Origin of the sequence: Hafnia paralvei ATCC 29927 (assembly GCF_001655005.1) — a bacterium.
Lineage (GTDB): Bacteria > Pseudomonadota > Gammaproteobacteria > Enterobacterales > Enterobacteriaceae > Hafnia > Hafnia paralvei.
Genome location: NZ_LXET01000051.1, coordinates 1 through 19842, shown reverse-complemented (window position 1 = coordinate 19842; position 19842 = coordinate 1). Strand labels below are relative to the sequence as shown.

At 47.4% G+C, this 19842-nt stretch carries 19 protein-coding genes and 1 other annotated feature; of the genes, 10 read left to right on the top strand and 9 right to left on the bottom strand.

The window, feature by feature from the left end; translation table 11 throughout:
- Positions 1–36: 36 nt before the first annotated feature.
- Together M988_RS16115 and M988_RS16110 are read right to left on the bottom strand one after the other, a co-directional pair.
- Positions 37–1338: an HlyC/CorC family transporter gene (locus M988_RS16115; protein WP_008815159.1), complete on the bottom strand. Its 1302-nt coding sequence runs from the start codon at positions 1336–1338 to the stop codon at positions 37–39.
- A gap of 69 nt (positions 1339–1407) precedes the next feature.
- Entirely contained in the window at positions 1408–2199 is a 792-nt protein-coding gene (locus M988_RS16110) for a cytochrome C assembly family protein (protein ID WP_004090624.1), read from the bottom strand.
- Between the two features lie 167 nt (positions 2200–2366).
- On the opposite strand from M988_RS16110, the gene ffh reads away from it, so the two are divergent.
- The 5 genes from ffh to rplS all read left to right on the top strand — a co-directional run bounded on the left by ffh (position 2367) and on the right by rplS (position 5953).
- Positions 2367–3728: a signal recognition particle protein gene (gene ffh, locus M988_RS16105; RefSeq protein ID WP_008815160.1), complete on the top strand. Its 1362-nt coding sequence runs from the start codon at positions 2367–2369 to the stop codon at positions 3726–3728.
- Between the two features lie 170 nt (positions 3729–3898).
- Entirely contained in the window at positions 3899–4147 is a 249-nt protein-coding gene (rpsP, locus tag M988_RS16100; protein WP_008815161.1) for a 30S ribosomal protein S16, read from the top strand.
- Between the two features lie 18 nt (positions 4148–4165).
- A complete protein-coding gene (gene rimM / locus M988_RS16095; protein ID WP_020303496.1) occupies positions 4166–4699 on the top strand; it encodes a ribosome maturation factor RimM in 534 nt (177 codons plus the stop codon).
- 66 nt (positions 4700–4765) lie between these two features.
- Positions 4766–5533, top strand: a complete 768-nt coding sequence (trmD, locus tag M988_RS16090; RefSeq protein WP_008815163.1) for a tRNA (guanosine(37)-N1)-methyltransferase TrmD — start codon at positions 4766–4768, stop codon at positions 5531–5533.
- Positions 5534–5596: 63 nt separating this feature from the next.
- On the top strand, positions 5597–5953 hold the full coding sequence (gene rplS, locus M988_RS16085) for a 50S ribosomal protein L19 (protein ID WP_004090612.1): 357 nt from the start codon (positions 5597–5599) through the stop codon (positions 5951–5953).
- A gap of 131 nt (positions 5954–6084) precedes the next feature.
- On the opposite strand, the gene M988_RS16080 is transcribed toward rplS, so the two are convergent.
- From M988_RS16080 to btsR, 4 genes are all read right to left on the bottom strand, one after another.
- Complete coding sequence (locus M988_RS16080) at positions 6085–6849, bottom strand: DUF481 domain-containing protein (RefSeq protein ID WP_008815164.1); 765 nt, start codon at positions 6847–6849, stop codon at positions 6085–6087.
- A gap of 194 nt (positions 6850–7043) precedes the next feature.
- Positions 7044–8387, bottom strand: a complete 1344-nt coding sequence (locus tag M988_RS16075) for an anaerobic C4-dicarboxylate transporter (protein WP_008815165.1) — start codon at positions 8385–8387, stop codon at positions 7044–7046.
- A 180-nt stretch (positions 8388–8567) separates the two neighbouring features.
- Positions 8568–8918 carry a DUF2799 domain-containing protein gene (locus tag M988_RS16070; protein WP_008815166.1) on the bottom strand — a complete coding sequence of 117 codons (351 nt, stop codon included), beginning with the start codon at positions 8916–8918 and terminating at the stop codon, positions 8568–8570.
- 61 nt (positions 8919–8979) lie between these two features.
- Positions 8980–9696 carry a two-component system response regulator BtsR gene (gene btsR, locus M988_RS16065; RefSeq protein WP_008815167.1) on the bottom strand — a complete coding sequence of 239 codons (717 nt, stop codon included), beginning with the start codon at positions 9694–9696 and terminating at the stop codon, positions 8980–8982.
- Between the two features lie 253 nt (positions 9697–9949).
- Here btsR and M988_RS16060 point away from each other — a divergent pair, with 253 nt between their 5' ends.
- Entirely contained in the window at positions 9950–11026 is a 1077-nt protein-coding gene (locus M988_RS16060) for a 3-deoxy-7-phosphoheptulonate synthase (RefSeq protein ID WP_035502516.1), read from the top strand.
- A gap of 5 nt (positions 11027–11031) precedes the next feature.
- A complete protein-coding gene (gene tyrA / locus M988_RS16055; protein WP_008815168.1) occupies positions 11032–12153 on the top strand; it encodes a bifunctional chorismate mutase/prephenate dehydrogenase in 1122 nt (373 codons plus the stop codon).
- 65 nt (positions 12154–12218) lie between these two features.
- Here the strand turns inward: tyrA and pheA are convergent, their stop codons facing one another.
- The 3 genes from pheA to bamD all read right to left on the bottom strand — a co-directional run bounded on the left by pheA (position 12219) and on the right by bamD (position 15078).
- Positions 12219–13370 carry a bifunctional chorismate mutase/prephenate dehydratase gene (gene pheA / locus M988_RS16050; protein ID WP_039188320.1) on the bottom strand — a complete coding sequence of 384 codons (1152 nt, stop codon included), beginning with the start codon at positions 13368–13370 and terminating at the stop codon, positions 12219–12221.
- 49 nt (positions 13371–13419) lie between these two features.
- Positions 13420–13545 (bottom strand) — a sequence feature (Phe leader region).
- Positions 13546–13661: 116 nt separating this feature from the next.
- Positions 13662–14015, bottom strand: a complete 354-nt coding sequence (gene raiA / locus M988_RS16045; protein WP_008815170.1) for a ribosome-associated translation inhibitor RaiA — start codon at positions 14013–14015, stop codon at positions 13662–13664.
- A gap of 325 nt (positions 14016–14340) precedes the next feature.
- Positions 14341–15078 (bottom strand): outer membrane protein assembly factor BamD, encoded by a 738-nt coding sequence (bamD, locus tag M988_RS16040; protein WP_008815171.1) that lies wholly within the window; start codon positions 15076–15078, stop codon positions 14341–14343.
- Positions 15079–15209: 131 nt separating this feature from the next.
- Between bamD and rluD the strand changes: the two genes are divergently transcribed.
- From rluD to clpB, 3 genes are all read left to right on the top strand, one after another.
- Complete coding sequence (gene rluD, locus M988_RS16035; RefSeq protein ID WP_004090568.1) at positions 15210–16190, top strand: 23S rRNA pseudouridine(1911/1915/1917) synthase RluD; 981 nt, start codon at positions 15210–15212, stop codon at positions 16188–16190.
- A complete protein-coding gene (gene yfiH / locus M988_RS16030; RefSeq protein WP_008815172.1) occupies positions 16187–16921 on the top strand; it encodes a purine nucleoside phosphorylase YfiH in 735 nt (244 codons plus the stop codon). The genes rluD and yfiH overlap by 4 nt, the downstream gene beginning before the upstream one ends.
- Before the next feature lie 176 nt (positions 16922–17097).
- Positions 17098–19671 (top strand): ATP-dependent chaperone ClpB, encoded by a 2574-nt coding sequence (gene clpB, locus M988_RS16025; protein WP_008815173.1) that lies wholly within the window; start codon positions 17098–17100, stop codon positions 19669–19671.
- Positions 19672–19842: the final 171 nt, after the last annotated feature.

Below are 19842 nucleotides of genomic sequence, written 5' to 3'. Positions count from 1 at the left end.
AAGGCGCGTTCAGCGCCTTTTTTCAATCTGGTTTTATCACGAACTATAGCGTTCGCTCTCTTCGTCTGCTTTCTTGCGCTTTACGGAAGAAACGCGCACCTGTTTGATCATATTGTCCTGCACATCGAGGATTTGAATATGATAAGGGCCTATGTTGACGTGGGCGCCGGGCAGCGGAATATCTTCCAGTTCTTCAAGCAGCATACCGTTCATGGTGCGTGGGCCATCGGCGGGTAGCGTCCAGTTAAACGCTTTATTAAGTTCGCGAATATTTGCGGTGCCATCAACCAATACGGAGCCATCGCTTTGCGGCATGACTTCTTCGGCGAGCGAAGGTGACATTGAGGTCGTGAAATCACCGACGATCTCTTCCAGAATATCTTCTACTGAAACTAATCCTTTGATATCGCCATATTCGTCAACCACGATCCCCATTTTTTCTTTGTTGCGCTGAAACTTGAGGAGCTGGACGCTGAGATGAGTACTTTCGGGGATGTAATAAATTTCATCGGCAGCGCGTAGCAAATTTTCTTTATTGAACTCTTTTTTCTCGATCATTAATCGATAGGCTTCTCGCACGCGCAGCATACCAATGGAGTCATCCAAAGAACCACGATAAAGCACAATACGCCCATGTGGTGAGTGGGTGAGCTGGCGCAGGATTGATTTCCAGTCATCGTTGATATCAATGCCGACAATTTCATTACGCGGCACCATGATGTCATCTACGGTCACTTTTTCGAGATCGAGTACCGATATCAACATGTCCTGATTACGGCGCGATATCTGGGAGTTTGATTCATTTACGATGGAACGTAGCTCATCTTTGCTAACTGCGTCGCTAGGGTGTGCGGTAGAGCGAATTCCACATAGTCGTAGCAAAATACGTGTGATGCCATTGAGCAGCCATACTAGCGGCATCATGATTTTTTGTAGCGGCAGCAATAGCACACTGCTAGGGAAGGCAACACGCTCAGGGTAAAGCGCAGCAAATGTTTTTGGCAGTACTTCGGCAAACACCAGAACAATAAAGGTTAGCACACCGGTCGCTATGGCTACGCCTGCATCGCCATATAAGCGGATACCTACCACGGTGGCTAGTGCTGACGCCAAAATATTGACGAGATTATTACCAATTAGCACTAGGCTAATCAGGCGGTCAGGATGCTTCAGCAGTTTTTCAACACGACGAGCGGAACGTAATCCCTGCTTAGAGAGATGGCGGAGACGGTAGCGGTTGAGTGTCATCATCCCCGTTTCTGAGGCAGAGAAATAGGCTGAGACGATGACCATAATGACCAGAATCGTAATTAGTGTACCCGTAGAGACGTGCTCCAAGGAGGTGTTCCTTATAACAATTTAACGGTTCGCCCCGCACTGTGCGGAGCGAGTGAAAGGAGAGGGGAGTTAGCTTACCATGACTTCTTGTAGTAGACGGCTGCCAAAATAGGCCATTGTCAGTAAAAATGCGCCAAGCAGGCTGAACCATACGACGCGGCGGCCACGCCAGCCTTCACGGAAGTGTCCCCACAACAGTAAAACATAGACAAACCAAGCCAGAATCGAAAGTACGGCTTTGTGCACGTTTTCTTTGCTGAATAGATTGTCCATATACAACATGCCTGTACACAGCGTTAGCGTCAGCAGAACGACACCAACCTGAGTAATATGAAACATTTTACGTTCGATGCTCATTAGCGGAGGCATATCGGCAGTAAATGTCAGCTTTTTGTTTTTCAGCAAGTAGTCCAACAACGCCAACTGCAGAGCATAAAGTGCGGCAATAATCAGCGTGGCGTAGGAGAATAACGCCAAACCAATATGGAGCATCAGCGACGGCGTAGTTTCCAAATGGGTGATGAACTCGCCGGGGACGAAGCTGGCCAGCCCCAAATTTATTAGGGCAAAGCTGTAGACGATCGGCAATAAAAACCAGCCACGGTCGCGTGAGGCCACGACAGTCATCACAAAACAGATCATTAGGCTGACGATCGAGCCGATGTTCAGTAGGCTGAGATTTTGACCCGTGCTGACATCAAAAATACGCGCTTGAAGTGCAACCGCGTGGCTGATGAGCGCAATTCCGGCGAACAAAAGCGCCAGACGGCGGTAGGCCCGGTTATTTTGTACCAGACTCGGAATAATCAATCCGAGGCTGAGTAAGTAGGCAATCATGGCCAATATGGCAAATGCAGGCATGGTGAATTTGGCATTAGCTAGGTGAATTATGTGGCCAGTATAGCGTTAGCAGCGTCACGCTCCAACCAATCCGCGCAGCAAGGAGGAGAAAGGTGGCATCTTCGTGTTATACTCGCCGTCATCTACGTCGTCGCCTTGACGGCCAGTCTTAACGTTGAGCAGAAACAATGTTTGAAAATTTAAGCGATCGATTGTCGCGCTCATTGCGCAACATCAGCGGCCGCGGGCGGCTGACCGAAGAAAATATCAAAGACACGCTGCGTGAAGTTCGCATGGCATTACTGGAAGCCGATGTCGCGCTGCCGGTAGTTCGTGACTTCATTAATCGTGTTAAAGAAAGTGCCGTCGGGCACGAAGTGAACAAAAGCCTGACCCCTGGGCAAGAATTCGTCAAAATCGTTAAAAACGAGCTGACGAACGCGATGGGTGAGGTGAACACCGAGCTGAATTTGGCTGCGCAGCCGCCAGCCGTGGTCTTGATGGCCGGCTTGCAAGGTGCGGGTAAAACCACCAGCGTGGGTAAGCTTGGCAAGTTCCTTAAAGAAAAGCATAAGAAGAAAGTGCTAGTGGTTTCCGCTGACGTTTATCGCCCTGCGGCGATCAAACAGCTAGAAACCTTGGCTCAGGGAGTGGGAATTGATTTCTTCCCGTCCGATGTCAAAGAGAAGCCAATCGAGATTGTTAGCCGTGCATTGCAGCACGCTAAGCAGAAATTTTATGATGTTTTGATCGTCGATACCGCGGGTCGATTGCACGTTGACGAAGCGATGATGGACGAAATCAAACAGGTTCATGCCGCGATTAATCCGGTTGAAACGCTGTTTGTCGTCGATGCGATGACCGGTCAAGATGCGGCGAACACCGCCAAGGCGTTTAACGAAGCGTTGCCGTTAACCGGTGTGGTGCTGACTAAAGTCGACGGTGATGCGCGCGGCGGTGCGGCTTTGTCTATCCGCCATATCACTGGAAAGCCAATCAAATTCTTAGGTGTCGGTGAAAAAACGGAAGCCTTGGAGCCGTTCTATCCCGATCGTGTTGCTTCTCGTATTTTGGGGATGGGTGATGTTCTATCACTTATCGAAGATATTGAGAGTAAAGTTGACCGTGCACAAGCTGAAAAACTGGCACAGAAGCTGAAGAAAGGTGACGGCTTCGATCTGACCGATTTTATGGATCAGCTCAAGCAAATGCGTAATATGGGCGGTATGACCTCGATGTTGGCGAAAATGCCAGGTATGGGGCAGCTGCCAGAAAATGTTAAATCTCAGATGGATGACAAACTCTTGGTGCGCATGGAAGCAATTATCAGCTCCATGACGTTAAAAGAGCGTGCCAACCCAGAAATTATCAAGGGCTCGCGCAAGCGTCGTATTGCGCAGGGTTCTGGTATGCAAGTGCAGGACGTCAACCGTTTACTTAAACAGTTTGATGAAATGCAGCGTATGATGAAGAAAATGAAGAAAGGCGGCTTGTCGAAAATGATGCGTGGCATGAAAGGTATGATGCCCCCCGGATTCCCTGGTCGTTAATTCCCCCGTTTGCCTATTTTAGCAACTGCAACCGAGGCGTAAGTACGCTTTCGGTTGCTTTTCGCGCCAAAGTGAGTAAAATTTTCGGGCTTTTATGTTCGTTAAGAACAACAGACACCGGACTCCGTTCCTCGATGGGGTCTGGTGTTCTATTAACTAATGAGGATGTTATGGTAACAATTCGTTTAGCACGTGGCGGCGCTAAAAAGCGTCCGTTTTATCAAGTAGTAGTAACTGACAGCCGTAATGCACGTGACGGCCGTTTCATCGAGCGCGTTGGCTTCTTCAACCCGCTGGCAGCAGGTCAGGCAGAAGCTCTGCGTCTGGATCTGGATCGCGTAAGCCACTGGGTTGGTTTAGGCGCTACTGTTTCTGATCGCGTTGCTGCGCTGATCAAAGAAGCTAAGAAAGCTGCTTAATCCGTTGCGGTGGTCACAATGAGCAAACAACTTACTAATCCCGTAGTGCTCGGGAAACTGGGTTCTTCTTATGGTATTCGCGGTTGGCTCAGAGTGTTTTCATCCACCGAAGACGCCGAAAGCATTTTTGAATATCAGCCGTGGTTCATCCAGCAGGCTGGTCAGTGGCAGCATGTCGAGCTAGAAAGCTGGAAGCGCCACAATCAGGATTTGGTTATCAAAATCAAAGGTGTTGATGACCGAGATGCGGCAAATGCACTAACGAATCGCGAGATCGTAGTGGAAGAGTCGCAGTTGCCAGAACTGGAAGATGGCGACTATTACTGGAAAGACCTTATGGGTTGCCAGGTAGTCACTACCGCCGGTTATGAACTGGGCAAGATCATCGATATGATGGAAACCGGTTCTAACGACGTTATGGTCGTTAAAGCAAACCTGAAAGATGCATTCGGTATCAAGGAGCGGTTGATTCCGTTCCTCGACGGGCAGGTAATCAAGAAAGTCGATCTCGCTACTCACATTGTTGAAGTAGATTGGGATCCTGGTTTTTGACCTCCAATTATTGGAAGGCGTGTAGCATCCGTTGTTGAAAGGGTATGGCGCTATGTGGATTGAGTTATGTGGATCGGTATAGTTAGCCTGTTTCCTGAGATGTTCCGCGCAATCACTGATTACGGGGTAACTAGCCGGGCTGTTAAAAATGGCCTGCTAAGCGTGCAGTGCTGGAGTCCTCGCGATTTCACGCACGATCGACATCGTACCGTTGACGATCGCCCTTACGGCGGAGGTCCGGGAATGTTGATGATGGTGCAACCTTTACGGGAAGCTATCCACGCTGCAAAAGCAGCGGCAGGCGAAGGGGCGAAAGTGATCTATCTCTCGCCGCAGGGTCGCAAACTTGACCAGCAAGGGGTTTGCGAACTGGCAACAAATGAGAAGTTGATTCTAGTTTGTGGCCGGTATGAAGGTATTGATGAGCGCGTGATTCAAACCGAAATTGATGAAGAATGGTCAATCGGCGATTACGTACTCAGCGGCGGTGAGCTTCCTGCCATGACGCTGATTGATTCTGTCTCACGGTTTATTCCGGGAGTTCTGGGTCATCAAGCTTCAGCAGAGGAAGATTCATTCGCTGACGGGCTTCTGGATTGTCCGCACTTTACCCGCCCTGAAGTGTTAGAAGGCATGGCGGTACCGCCAGTTTTACTGTCGGGAAATCATGCAGAGATTCGTCGCTGGCGCTTGAAGCAGTCGCTGGGCCGTACCTGGCTTAGAAGACCTGAACTTCTAGAAAGCCTAGCTCTGACTGACGAGCAAGCGAAGCTGTTAGCCGAGTTCCGTAAGGAATATCGTCTAGAACAGCAAGACCATGAAGGGAACGTTTAAGAGACTTGTTTAACAAGGCTGAACGACCCGATATATCAGTTTACCTAGGGTAAGAGACATATTATGAGCAACATTATTAAACAGATCGAACAAGAGCAGATGAAGCAAGACGTACCTGCATTCCGTCCAGGTGATTCTCTGGAAGTTAAGGTATGGGTCGTTGAAGGTTCTAAAAAACGTCTGCAGGCATTCGAGGGCGTGGTTATCGCTATCCGTAACCGCGGTCTGCACTCTGCATTCACTGTTCGTAAGATTTCTAACGGCGAAGGTGTTGAGCGTGTATTCCAGACTCATTCACCAGTAATCGACAGCATTACTGTTAAACGTCGTGGTGCCGTTCGTAAAGCTAAACTGTACTACCTGCGTGAGCGTACCGGTAAATCAGCTCGTATCAAAGAGCGTCTGGGCGCTAAAGCGTAAGCAACATCCAAACGTTATTAGTTTTAAAGGGGTTAGCTCAATGCTAACCCCTTTTTTTGTCTTGTTTTTGCAAGGCGAATACAAAAAAGCCCGCACTTAGCGGGCTTATCTATAGCTTAAACGAGCTGATTCTACAGGTTATATTGCAGAGTGATCGCCGTTGATGTATCAGTCTTCTTCGGCGCACTGGCTGGCGGTTCAGTGTTGTAAACCATGTTATATGACAGTCTCAAAGAGAAGTCGTCATTGATGCCTACGTTTAGCGCAGTCTCTGAGTTAACCGTGGTGTCATCGTTGGCCATCACGGAGACGCCTTGGGTGAACTGAGTGTTTTTGGTGAGCTGATAGGCATAGTTACCGGCAGCATAGGCTAACGCTTGCGTCTCACGCCCACCGCCGTGGTATTCATCGTGGCGAACGCCAGGACCAAATTCTACACGTAAGTTTTGTGACGGCGTCGCTAACATTTGGCGGCCATAGCCTAAGGTGCCGGTAGAACGCGAGTCATAGCCAGCATAGCGGTCATTAAGCCAGCTACCCTGACCGAACATGTAGTTATCAGGGCTAAGGTTATAGCGTGAGCGAGCACCCGCTTGGTATTTTTCAGAGGAGCGAGTATCGCCTGATTTGGTGTTATTCGCGGTACCCCACAGGCTATAGGCCGTTTCAGGGTTAAACCAGGTCATCGTTGTATTCGCTAACAGATTCGAACTCTCGGAGTTACCTGACTGAGAGTTGTAACCCGCCTGAACGTTGCCATCAAAGCTTTTTTTCGCAGTTGAAGGGTCATCCATCGCCGTGAATAGCGAGGTATCGGCGAAAGCTGCTGAGCTAGTTAAAGCTGACAGAATAGACAGGCACAGGGGCATTGCGCGGTATGCGCGTGTAGAAAGCATGATGGTTCCAGTAACGAGATAATGCCAAAGTTGACAAGCGTCACATTATAGCGGGTCGTCTGCAGGCTCAGAACTGGTTCATTTAGCTTATTTTTTATGTTTTCGCCACTAAGTTATGCACTTTATTTATATGCGATTGAGTGAATAAAAAAGCCAGCGCCTGAGGGACCAAGCGCTGGCTGGCAAACCAATTTTTACATGAAAGAGGTCACGAGCGCGTAGCCCACGATGCAGGACGTGATTACGCCAATAAAGCCTGGGATGATGAAGCTATGGTTGATGATAAATTTGCCGATGCGCGTTGTGCCTGAGCGGTCAAAACCGATACAGGCCAAATCGCTTGGATACGTTGGCAGTACAAAATAACCATAGGCTGCTGGGAAGAATGCAATCAGCATTTTAGGATCAACGCCGAGCTGTAACCCCATCGGAGCAATAGCCGTTAATGCTGCTGCTTGGCTGTTCACTAATTTGGAAACTAAAAAGAGCACAATAGCGTAAGTCCAAGGCTGCGATTTAACCACATCTTCCAGAACGACTTTTAAGTCCTGCATATGCGCTTGGAAGAAAGTATCGCTCATCCATGCAACACCGAAGACGGAGAATATCGCCACCATACCGGCTTTGAAAACTGCGCCGCTGGAGATATCCGCAGGCTTAACCTTGCAAGCCATCAATATGATGGCACCTGCGATCAACATCATCATCTGGATAACCAGATTCATTGATAGAGGTTTCATCACGCCTTTGATTTCATAAGACGGACGCAGATCGGAGAATGCCCCCAGCAGCACAACCACCAGAATCGCGGCGAAGAAAATCCAGGTAGACCAATAAGCATGCTTGGAAAATTTCTGATTTAGTAAGGTTTCGCTATTTCCATAGATGAATTCGCGCTGTTTAGGGTCACTGACTTTTGCCTGAAATTCAGGGTCTTTATCCAGATCTTTGCCGCGGCGTAGGCTCCAAAGCGCGGCTACAATGACGCCGCATAGTGAGGCGGGAACAGAGATAGCTAAGATTTCGAGAATGCTATAGGCGTGACCAATTCCATGGGCAGCTCCCAAAATAGAAACTAGAGAGACGACTGCAACGGAAACGGGTGATGCGGTGATTGCCATCTGTGAAGCAACGGATGCAACAGCCATCGGACGCTCAGGGCGAATACCTTTTTTAAGCGCGATATCAGAAATGATAGGGAACATGGTGTAAACCACGTGTCCTGTGCCACATAAGAAGGTCAGCGTCCATGTGGTTAGCGGTGCCAAAATAGTGATGTGCTGCGGGTGTTTACGCAACAGGCGTTCGGCAAACTGCATCATGACGTTCAAACCACCGGCGGTTTGTAACACAGAGGCACAGCCGATCACGGCCAGAATGGTAAGAATAACTTCTACAGGTGGTTTCCCCGGCTCTAAGCCGAAAATAAAGGTGAGGCAGAAAAGACCAATCCCACTGATGAGGCCAAGTCCCATCCCGCCGTAACGCGTCCCTAATAACAAACAAAGTATAATTATCGCAAACTGTAGCGTTATCATAAGATCCCTTTTTAATATTAACCCAAAAGTATTAGGGGTTAATATCCATGAGCTTTATGTGCTGTTCTGCGAATGCGATCTCTGTTTATAAAAACATATAAAGTAATTTCAAATAAAATTGATCTAAATAAACATAGTGGTACATATTTAAAAATGCATATTGATTTTTAGTATGTATCCCTATCTTGGAAAGGTTTTGTTTAATCCTTGCTGCCATTTAAGGCGTAATTCGGCAATGTTCACGGCGCTATCACAGCTGGCGGGGAAAGGCTTTCCTTGGGCACCCCATTGTTCAATGACAGAACCTTGGCATAAGCGGTGAGCACCGTGGTTATAGCCGTCAAGATAGGCTGCGCGGTCAACTTCTGGATCCCCATACCATTCTGTCAGAGCGTCGTTATCGCGTACTACTTTTCCCGAGCTCGCATCATCAAAACCGGCGTTGAACCACACTGAGCCTTTATCAATTCTGCCGGGATATTGGCTACAGGATGCAAGAACAAGGCATGAAATCAGCAAATATTTATTCATTATTTCTCCTTGCGTCAAATTAAGAATTAAATAGCCACCTATCTATAGTAAAGAACATTTGCTAAGTAATGCCTAAACGCTCTTTTAAGTTTTTTAGATAGCGTCGGCTGACAGGGATCTTTTTCCCCGTATGCGTGATAACTTCAGCGGAGCCATTATCTAACAGTTGGATCTCACGCAGTTGATCGGCGTTAACCATATATTGGCGATGGCAGCGTACAAACGGTGTTTTTTCCTCCAATGTTTTCAGCGTTAGCTGCGTATACCCACTTTGGTTTATACCAACCACGTGGATTCCACTGAGCTCAGAGGAGAGGTACTCAACTTCTTCTAGCTTAAGTAGAAAAATACGATTCAATCCATGACACGGAATGTGCTTTAGCGGAGGTTCGCTAAATGGGTGTAAGTTTTGCTTTACGATCGCACCTTTCTGTAGACGTTCAAGTGTCTTATTTAACCGACTGCTATCAATGGGCTTTAGTAGGTAGTCGAAGGCATGTTTCTCAAATGCCTGAATAGCATACTCGTCAAAAGCGGTGACAAAAACGATGTAAGGCATGGTGTCAGGATCAAGCATTGAAACTAATTCTAGGCCACTGATCCTTGGCATCTGGATATCGAGAAAGATCACATCAGGCTGCAATTTGTGGATAGCTGGAATGGCTTCCAAGGCGTTCCCGCACTGTGCTATCACTTCAATACCCGGCTTGTTCGATAGCAGTTCGTTAAGCTCGTCTCGTGCGGGTTGTTCGTCGTCAACAATGATGACTTTAAGCATGTGTCCTCCATGATGTAATGCACATTTTACCATGCTTAAACTCGGGCACTTCAGGGTAATGGCAAAACTGCGTGTCGCCTCAAATTTTGTTTAAAAGTGTAGTGTAAAGTTTACGGTAATTATTTCTTTACACTAACGGGTTGAAAAGTTTACATGGCATGATATGGTGGTTCTCAGACGCACTCACGCTAGCAGTAAAGATTAAAACCATCACGAGCGTCATCACTAAAAAAGGGCAGGTACTATCATGATTATGCAAAAAGACGCACTGAATAATGTGCACATTAGCGGCGAACAAATACTGATTACACCAGAAGAATTAAAAAATCGCTTCCCATTGAGCACGCAGTTGCAAGAGCAAATTGCAGCCTCACGTCAGGACATTGCGAATATTCTGGAAGGTAAAGATCATCGTTTGCTGGTTGTCTGTGGACCATGCTCTATTCATGATACTGATGCTGCACTTGATTATGCCCGTCGTTTGCAGTCTATCTCAGCTGAGTTGCGTGACCAGCTATATATCGTGATGCGTGTGTACTTTGAAAAACCAAGAACCACCGTGGGTTGGAAGGGATTGATTAATGATCCACACATGGATGGCTCATTTGATGTAGAGACCGGTTTTATTAAAGCTCGCGAACTTCTTTTGAGCTTGGTTGAAATGGGGTTGCCGTTAGCAACTGAAGCGTTAGATCCGAATTCTCCACAGTTCTTGGGCGATCTGTTTAGCTGGTCTGCGATTGGTGCGCGTACTACCGAATCTCAAACACACCGTGAAATGGCTTCGGGTTTATCAATGCCCGTTGGCTTTAAGAATGGTACAGACGGCAGTTTGGGCACCGCTATTAATGCGATGAAAGCAGCATCAATGGCCCATCGCTTTGTCGGTATCAACCAATCTGGGCAAGTTTGTTTGTTGCAAACTCAAGGAAACCCACACGGTCACGTTATTCTCCGTGGTGGAAAAACGCCAAACTACTCAGCTGAGCATGTCGCTGAATGTGAAGCCCAAATGCAAAAAGCGGGTTTGCGTCCAGCGCTGATGATCGACTGTAGCCACGCCAACTCGAATAAGGATTTCCGCCGTCAATCTGCGGTTGCTGAGTCCGTTATCGAACAGATTAGTGCAGGTAATCAGTCTATTATTGGTATTATGCTTGAAAGTAATATTTTTGAAGGTAACCAGAGTTCAGAGCAACCACGCAGCGAAATGAAATACGGTGTTTCAGTCACTGACGCCTGTATCGATTGGGGAACAACCGATCACCTGCTGCGTGATATGCATCAGAAATTAGGTGCCACACTACGCAGCCGTAGCGCAGGAGAATAAGTATCATGGTGGCGGAACTCACCGCATTGCGGGATCAGATCGATGAAGTGGATAAGGGGTTGCTGGATCTATTGGCGCGCCGTCTGCAACTCGTGGCTGAAGTTGGCGAAGTTAAAAGTCGATATGGATTGCCGATTTATGTTCCTGAACGTGAAGCGTCGATGCTGGCTTCTCGCCGTAAAGAGGCGGAACTGCTAGGAGTACCGCCGGATCTGATCGAGGACGTTTTGCGTCGAGTCATGCGTGAGTCTTACTCCAGTGAGAATGACAAAGGTTTTAAAAGCCTGAAGCCGGACTTGCGTCCGGTCGTCATTGTTGGTGGGCACGGACAGATGGGGCGCTTATTTGAGAAGCTATTACAGCTCTCTGGCTATGAGGTTCGCATTCTTGAACAGGAAGATTGGCCTCAAGCGGAATCGTTATGTGCGGATGCGGGTATGGTTATCGTTAGTGTGCCAATTCATCTAACTGAACAGGTGATTGACCGTCTACCGCAGCTCCCTCATGATTGCGTACTCGTAGATTTAGCCTCGGTAAAAAATAAGCCGCTGCAGGCCATGTTAGCTGCACACCAAGGACCGGTGCTGGGCCTGCATCCGATGTTTGGCCCTGATGTTGGTAGCTTGGCTAAGCAGGTTGTCGTGTATTGCGATGGTCGTCAGCCTGAGGCTTATCAATGGTTGTTAGAACAGCTGCAGGTTTGGGGGGCGAGACTGCATCGTATTAGCGCCGTTGAGCACGATCAGAATATGGCGTTTATTCAGGCGCTGCGCCACTTCGCAACGTTTGCTTATGGTTTGCATTTGGCTGAAGAGAACGTACAGCTCGAACAGCTGCTTGCGTTGTCATCTCCAATTTATCGATTGGAACTGGTGATGGTTGGCCGCTTATTTGCGCAAGATCCGCAGTTATACGCAGATATCATTATGTCGTCGGAAAATAATCTAGCTCTTATAAAACGCTACTATAAGCGGTTTGGGGAAGCGATAGCCCTATTAGAAAGCCACGATAAAGCCGCGTTTATCGATAGCTTTAAAAAAGTAGAGCACTGGTTTGGCGATTATGCCCAGCACTTCCAAGCAGAAAGTCGTTCGCTATTGCGTCAGGCCAATGATAGCCGTAAATAAGTATTAAATACTTGAAATAAAAAGGCCCGCAGATGCGGGCTTTGTTATTTTGAACCAAGCGTAGATTAAACTGGAACCACGTTTTCGCTTGGGTAACATCCCAGTATTTTTTGCGAACGCGTAATTGCCTGTAGGTCTTTCAATGCTGCTTTCATAGCTGCATCGTTCATATTGGCCTGCACATCCAGATAAAACATCTCTTCCCACGGGTTACCGTTGATCGGGCGAGACTCCAGCTTAGTAATGACGATACTGTGGTCACGGAATACCAGTAACGCCTCAACCAGTGCACCTGATTGCTGGCCGGTAGCCATGATCAATGTTGTTTTAGCTGGAACCTGAGAGGTGACTTCAATCGCTTTGCGCGCTAGAACGATGAAACGAGTGATGTTTTGTTGTTGATTCGCCAGATTCTGTTCCAACGGTTGAAGTCCATACAATGAGCCGCCTGCTTCGCTACCGAGCGCTGCGGCGTGCGGCGAATTAAGTGCAGCAACTTTCTCCATTGCGGCTGCAGTGCTTTCACAGTACTCAATTTTCCAGTTTGGATACGCGTTCAGAAATTGGCTGCACTGTTGGAATGGCTGTGGATGGCTATAAACTGTTTTAATATCAATAAGATGTGTATCACCAGCCACGAGAATACAGTGATCGATCGGTATCGTTAATTCACCAACGATCGATAGACTAGTATGTTGCAACAGATCATAAACTTCATTTATCGAGCCTGAACTGGTGTTTTCAATCGGCAATACGGCGAAGTCCGCCTGACCAGTTTCAACATGGTTAAAGATATCTTGAAAACGGTGGCATCCACATTCAATCAACTGCTCGAAATGACGAGCTGCATACTGGCGAGCCGCGAGGTGAGAGTAGGAGCCTTTTGGACCAAGAAAAGCAATTCGTGCTGACTTTTGTGTGGTGTGATTGTATTGATGCTGTAACAGCGCCTGCTGAGTTAACACGGAATCTTCGATAATGAGTTGAAACAGACGAGTGATGTAATGGCTGTCAAGATTGAGCGCCTTACCTTGTTCTGTCAGCGAATTGAGTAACTCACGCTCACGCTCTTTATCTCTAATGGGGCGATGGCTTTTTTGTTTGGCTCGGGCGACCGCTGCTGCGAGTTCTCGGCGTTCGCTCAATAGCGCGAGTAGTTTGCTATCGACGGTGCTGATCTGCTCACGTATTGCCAATAATGGATTATCTGTAGTCATATCGAGCCTTTCTTATATTGGATCTGGTTGTATGTTGTATAGGATGAAAATGAAAAAAGCCTCCCAGTTGGGAGGCTTTTCTGTTTTTCTTCGCATGCTTTCTTTATACGGAAAAACGCCTCCCAATCAGGGGAAGGTAAAAAGGAATGCGAAGAGAAACAAAGATTGAGTCATGCAGGGCACCATAATTTGCTATGAAGTCATTAGTTAACTTACCTGTGTTACTTTTCTGCTGTCAACAAAAAACGCGCCTCCTGGCGCGTTTAGTCGATAAGTCACTGGATGATGGATTTATTCTACGTCTTCTTCCGCTAAATTAGCCTCTTCTAGGTTAGCGTCTTTAACACTGGCACTAGCGCGACGTGCTTCACCTTTGTGTTGTACCTTATTGAGCTGACGTTCGAGCTTAGCAATCAGTTCGTTGATGGCGGCGTACATATCTTCATGTTTCGCGCTGGCAATCAACTGTCCGTTAGGCGTATTAATTGTGGCATCGGCAACATACAGTTTTGGCTCTTTAGACAAAATGATATGTGGATTGATCAGATGCGTTTGCCATTTTTCCAGTTTACTTAGACGGTCCTCGACATGTTGACGAATGGCAGTGGTGATTTCCATTTGTTTACTGGTGATACTAATAGTCATATACATACCTCTCAGTCTTTTCCGTCTTGGTAATTTTAGAATAACGCCGTTTTCAACAAAGTGTGAGACTAAAATCACGAATTTTTGTCACTTTTTGCAAAGATAAGTCGATTTGTGATTTTTGATAAGTCTAAGCGATTTAGAGCTTGAGTCAGGCAAGAAGAGCCCGCATAGTGGGGAAATCGGGACAGAGAAAACGGCTAGGCTCCGGCTTTGCTACGGCCTAAAGATCACTTGGTTGGTCTCTCGTTTTTTCAATTGCATCTCGCAGATACAAAAAAGGCAGCCACTGGCTGCCTTTTTACTATTCAACTAATCTGACCTACTACGCTTTTGCTGGGTTCTCAGCAATAATTTTGGCGACTTTGTCGGCCTGAGCAGTCAGGTTCATCTGCTTGTACGCATTTTCCATCAACGGCAGCGCATCACGCGTTGCTTGAGTATCAGGATAGTTACGCAGCATATTTTCTACACGGTTAACAACAGCGACGTAGGCACCGCGTTTAGTGTAGTATTGTGCAACGGACAGCTCATATTTTGCCAAACGATCTTTCAGATAGACGAGGCGTTTGGTGGCATCTGCGCTGTACTGACTATTTGGATAGCGCTGAACCAACTGACTAAAATCACGGAATGCCTGACGGGCATGCTCCGGATCGCGGTCAGAACGGTCAATACCGAAGAATCCCTGAAGCGCACTGTCATCCAACGCCATATCAGTTAGGCCGCGCATGTACAGGACATAATCAATATTAGGATGTGTTGGATTCAAACGCATGAAGCGGTCGATAGACGCCTGTGCCATCGGCAAATCAGCCGATTTGTAATAGGCGTAGATCAGATCCAACTGAACCTGCTGAGAATAAGGCCCGAACGGATAGCGGTTGTCTAACGCTTCCAGTTGCGTAATTGCGGCTTTAAAGTTACCGTCCTGCAACTTTTGCTGAGCGGTAGCATAAATTTCTGAAGGCGGATTATCAGGTACCGCATCTTTGGAACTGGAGCAACCTGCCAGCGCCAGGCTCAACGTGGCGGCAGCCACCAGATATTTCATACGCGTCATGACGTTTTGATTACCCTTTTTGTGTTGTTCCGGGAGACTCTCCGTTAAGCTCCCGACAAAGACCAGCTACAATAGCACATTATTTTAAACGGCAACGCCGAGAAAACCCAACGTTAACGAAAGAAACCCATATGGCACAACAAGTAGAACTAACCGCAACGGTGACGGAATCACAGCTTGGTCATCGTTTAGATCAGGCTTTGGCCGAATTGTTCCCTGATTATTCACGATCTCGTATAAAAGAGTGGATCCTTGATGATCGTGTCAAGGTTAACGGGAAAATTATCAACAAGCCAAAAGAAAAAGTGCTGGGTGGCGAAGAAATCGCTATTGATGCGCTAATTGAAGAAGAAGCACGCTGGGAACCGCAGAATATTCCATTAGATATCGTTTATGAAGATAGTGATATTTTGGTGATCAATAAGCCGCGCGATTTAGTTGTTCACCCAGGAGCCGGTAATCCTGATGGAACTATCCTTAACGCGTTGCTGTATTACTATCCGGAAATTGTTGATGTGCCGCGTGCGGGTATAGTTCATCGATTGGATAAAGATACCACCGGCTTGATGGTGGTTGCTAAAACAGTTCCCGCACAGACTCGTTTAGTTGAGGCGCTACAAGCGCGTGAAATTACGCGTGAATATGAAGCGGTGGCGATTGGCACGATGACGGCAGGTGGGACGGTAGAAGAGCCTATTTCTCGTCATCCAACCAAACGCACACATATGGCCGTGCACCCGATGGGTAAACCAGCGGTAACGCATTATCGCATTATGGAACATTTCCGTGCGCATACGCGTTTACGCTTACGTCTAGAAACGGGACGTACTCACCAAATCCGTGTGCATATGGCCCATATCAGTCACCCGCTGGTGGGCGATCCTTTATATGGCGGCCGTCCTCGTCCACCTAAAGGCGCATCTGAAGAGTTCATCACCATTTTGCGCGGTTTTGATCGTCAGGCTCTGCACGCAACAATGTTACGTTTGTATCACCCTATCAGCGGTATTCAAATGGAATGGCATGCGCCATTACCTCAGGATATGGTTGATTTAATCACGGCGTTGCAGGCTGATACTGAAGAGTTCAAAGACGAAATGGATTGGTTATGAGTTCGCTGATCGTTCCTACTTGGTCTGCGCCTGAAAATGTCGTCGCGTTTAACACCTCCCGCAAGGGGGGTGTCAGCTTTCCCCCGTATGATGGTTTAAATCTGGGGACTCATGTTGGCGATGATGCGGTGATTGTTGCTGAAAACCGTCGCTTATTGACTGAAATGTCTGGCGCGCCATCTGAACCTTTTTGGCTAGAACAGGTACACGGCGTTCGTGTTTTGCGCCTGAATGCAGACAGCGATCGTACGGACAATCAGGCAGATGCCTCCTATACTGATGTGGCGGGGCAAGTTTGCACCGTGATGACGGCGGATTGTTTGCCGGTTTTATTTTGTAATCGACAGGGAACAGAAGTTGCCGCAGCACATGCGGGTTGGCGTGGTTTATGCCAGGGTGTCTTAGAGCAAACTCTTGCCTGTTTTCGCTCTGCACCTGAAGATATTATTGCATGGTTTGGCCCTGCTATCGGTCCCGAAATGTTTGAGGTTGGCGCTGAAGTGCGTGAAGCATTCATGTTGCAGGATGCCGATGCTGAACAAGCCTTTGTGGCTAGGGAGGACAAATATCTAGCCGATATTTATCAATTAGCGCGTTTGCGTTTGCACCGAGCGGGCGTACACGAGATTTCTGGCGGTGATTTATGTACCGTGAGCGATAAGTCCCGCTTTTTCTCATATCGCCGAGAGCCAGTCACTGGGCGAATGGCTGCACTGATTTGGTTTCGATAGCGTTATTCTTTAACGCTTTTTTTCTTCATTCACATTCTCTTTCCAAAAACTGTACTTAATGTTTGCCACTTGACTCATAACAAAAAGTAGTCATTTTCGTGCTAATTGACCTTGAAAAGTGTTGAGTAGACCTTATTTATTCTTCAGTAGAAACTTTGACACGTCTTGGAGGAATTATGCGTCTGGATCGCTTAACAAGTAAGTTCCAGCTTGCCCTCGCTGACGCCCAGTCACTCGCACTTGGGCGCGACAACCAATTTATAGAACCGGTACATCTGATGAGTGCATTGCTCAATCAGGAAGGGGGCACGGTTCGACCTTTATTAACGTCTGCGGGTGTGAATACCGCAAACCTGCGTCAGGAGCTTGAACAAGCTATCTCTCGTTTGCCGCAGGTAGAGGGGGCTGGTGGGGATGTTCAGCCATCAAATGAATTAATTCGCGTGCTGAATCTTTGCGACAAGCTGGCGCAAAAACGTAATGACACCTTCATTTCTTCTGAGCTGTTTGTATTGGCAGCATTAGAAGACCGGGGAAACCTTGGCGATATATTAAAAGCAGCGGGTGCCACAACACAAAAAGTCAGTACCGCCATTGAACAAATGCGTGGAGGCGAGAAAGTGGATGATGCAAATGCCGAAGACCAACGTCAGGCATTGAAAAAATATACTGTTGATTTAACTGAGCGTGCCGAACAGGGCAAACTTGACCCAGTGATTGGCCGTGATGAAGAAATTCGTCGAACTATTCAGGTCTTACAGCGCCGTACCAAAAACAACCCAGTGCTGATTGGTGAGCCGGGTGTGGGTAAAACCGCAATTGTTGAAGGTTTGGCACAGCGTATTGTTAACGGTGAAGTTCCTGAAGGTCTAAAGAATAAACGTGTTCTGTCTCTGGATATGGGCTCGTTAATTGCCGGTGCCAAATTCCGTGGTGAGTTTGAAGAGCGTTTGAAAGCCGTATTGAATGATTTGTCTAAACAGGAAGGCAGCGTCATTCTGTTTATCGACGAACTACACACTATGGTGGGGGCAGGTAAAGGCGATGGCGCAATGGATGCGGGTAATATGCTTAAACCTGCGTTGGCCCGCGGCGAATTACACTGCGTCGGTGCTACCACGCTGGACGAGTATCGCCAGTATATTGAGAAAGATGCCGCGCTTGAGCGTCGTTTCCAAAAAGTGTTTGTTGCTGAACCAACGGTAGAAGATACCATCGCGATTCTGCGTGGTTTGAAAGAACGTTATGAATTGCACCATCATGTACAAATTACTGATCCTGCTATTGTTGCGGCGGCAAACTTATCGCACCGTTATATTGCCGATCGTCAACTGCCGGATAAAGCAATTGACTTGATTGACGAAGCAGCATCAAGCATTCGTATGCAGATGGATTCTAAGCCTGAATCGCTGGATCGCTTAGAACGACGCATTATTCAGCTCAAACTGGAACAGCAGGCGCTGAATAAAGAATCTGATGACGCGAGTAAAAAACGCCTCGAGATGCTCAACGAAGAGTTAGAGCATAAAGAGCGGGAATACTCAGAGCTGGAAGAAGAGTGGAAAGCAGAAAAGGCGTCTCTGAGCGGTACTCAAAACATCAAAGCTGAAATCGAGCAGGCGAAGATCTCACTTGAGCAGGCTCGCCGAGTGGGTGATTTGGCTAAGATGTCTGAAATTCAGTACGGTAAGTTGCCTGACTTAGAAAAACAGCTAGAAGCTGCGACTCAGTCTGAAGGCAAGACAATGAAGCTGCTGCGTAACAAAGTGACTGATGTAGAAATCGCCGAGGTGCTAGCACGCTGGACAGGGATCCCTGTGTCACGCATGTTGGAAAGTGAACGTGCAAAACTATTGCGCATGGAAGATGATCTCCATGAACGCGTGATTGGTCAGAATGAAGCTGTTGAAGCGGTTTCGAATGCGATCCGTCGTAGCCGTGCTGGTTTGTCAGACCCAAATCGCCCAATAGGTTCTTTCTTGTTCTTGGGGCCTACTGGGGTGGGTAAAACTGAGCTGTGCAAAGCGCTGGCAAACTTCCTGTTTGATAGCGATGACGCAATGGTTCGTATCGACATGTCCGAATTCATGGAAAAACACTCGGTGTCACGCTTAGTGGGTGCACCTCCGGGATATGTTGGCTATGAAGAAGGTGGATATCTGACGGAGGCCGTACGCCGTCGTCCTTATTCTGTCATCTTATTAGATGAAGTAGAAAAAGCGCATCCCGATGTTTTCAACATCTTGCTACAGGTATTAGACGATGGACGCCTGACCGATGGGCAGGGGAGAACTGTCGATTTCCGCAACACTGTGGTTATTATGACGTCTAACCTTGGCTCTGATTTGATTCAGGATCGTTTCGGTCAGCTTGATTACGGTGAAATGAAAGAGTTGGTCATGAGTGTGGTATCACACCATTTCCGCCCTGAATTCATTAACCGTATAGATGAAACCGTTGTGTTCCATCCGTTGGATCAGAAAAACATCAAGGCAATTGCACGTATCCAGTTGGAACGTCTGTATCAACGTTTGGAAGAGAAAGGCTACAGCGTAACGATCACCGATGCCGCATTAGAACAGCTTTCAAAAGCGGGCTTCGATCCGGTATATGGTGCGCGTCCGCTCAAACGTGCGATCCAGCAAGAAATCGAGAACCCGCTGGCTCAGCAGATCCTGTCTGGCAAATTAATACCGGGCAAAGCGATTACGCTAGATGTGGATGGCGATCAGATTATTGCTAAGCAGTAATAGGTCGTTAAGGCGTCATTAGGACGCATTGAAAAGGCAGCCAAACAGGCTGCCTTTTTGTTATTGGTGAATATAAAAACAAAACATGTGTAAAAATTCTGCTTAATATCATTTTTTGTGTGAATTTTGCGCGGTTGAAAAAAATTTTATAATTAGGGGTTGTCAGCCGCT

Bases quoted from the DNA above. Each gene is read 5' to 3' on its own strand.
- M988_RS16110 (WP_004090624.1), bottom strand. From the start codon at position 2,199: ATGCCTGCATTTGCCATATTGGCCATGATTGCCTACTTACTCAGCCTC.
- ffh (WP_008815160.1), top strand. From the start codon at position 2,367: ATGTTTGAAAATTTAAGCGATCGATTGTCGCGCTCATTGCGCAACATC.
- rpsP (WP_008815161.1), top strand. From the start codon at position 3,899: ATGGTAACAATTCGTTTAGCACGTGGCGGCGCTAAAAAGCGTCCGTTT.
- rimM (WP_020303496.1), top strand. From the start codon at position 4,166: ATGAGCAAACAACTTACTAATCCCGTAGTGCTCGGGAAACTGGGTTCT.
- trmD (WP_008815163.1), top strand. From the start codon at position 4,766: ATGTGGATCGGTATAGTTAGCCTGTTTCCTGAGATGTTCCGCGCAATC.
- rplS (WP_004090612.1), top strand. From the start codon at position 5,597: ATGAGCAACATTATTAAACAGATCGAACAAGAGCAGATGAAGCAAGAC.
- M988_RS16080 (WP_008815164.1), bottom strand. From the start codon at position 6,849: ATGCTTTCTACACGCGCATACCGCGCAATGCCCCTGTGCCTGTCTATT.
- M988_RS16075 (WP_008815165.1), bottom strand. From the start codon at position 8,387: ATGATAACGCTACAGTTTGCGATAATTATACTTTGTTTGTTATTAGGG.
- M988_RS16070 (WP_008815166.1), bottom strand. From the start codon at position 8,918: ATGAATAAATATTTGCTGATTTCATGCCTTGTTCTTGCATCCTGTAGC.
- btsR (WP_008815167.1), bottom strand. From the start codon at position 9,696: ATGCTTAAAGTCATCATTGTTGACGACGAACAACCCGCACGAGACGAG.
- M988_RS16060 (WP_035502516.1), top strand. From the start codon at position 9,950: ATGCAAAAAGACGCACTGAATAATGTGCACATTAGCGGCGAACAAATA.
- tyrA (WP_008815168.1), top strand. From the start codon at position 11,032: ATGGTGGCGGAACTCACCGCATTGCGGGATCAGATCGATGAAGTGGAT.
- pheA (WP_039188320.1), bottom strand. From the start codon at position 13,370: ATGACTACAGATAATCCATTATTGGCAATACGTGAGCAGATCAGCACC.
- raiA (WP_008815170.1), bottom strand. From the start codon at position 14,015: ATGACTATTAGTATCACCAGTAAACAAATGGAAATCACCACTGCCATT.
- bamD (WP_008815171.1), bottom strand. From the start codon at position 15,078: ATGACGCGTATGAAATATCTGGTGGCTGCCGCCACGTTGAGCCTGGCG.
- rluD (WP_004090568.1), top strand. From the start codon at position 15,210: ATGGCACAACAAGTAGAACTAACCGCAACGGTGACGGAATCACAGCTT.
- yfiH (WP_008815172.1), top strand. From the start codon at position 16,187: ATGAGTTCGCTGATCGTTCCTACTTGGTCTGCGCCTGAAAATGTCGTC.
- clpB (WP_008815173.1), top strand. From the start codon at position 17,098: ATGCGTCTGGATCGCTTAACAAGTAAGTTCCAGCTTGCCCTCGCTGAC.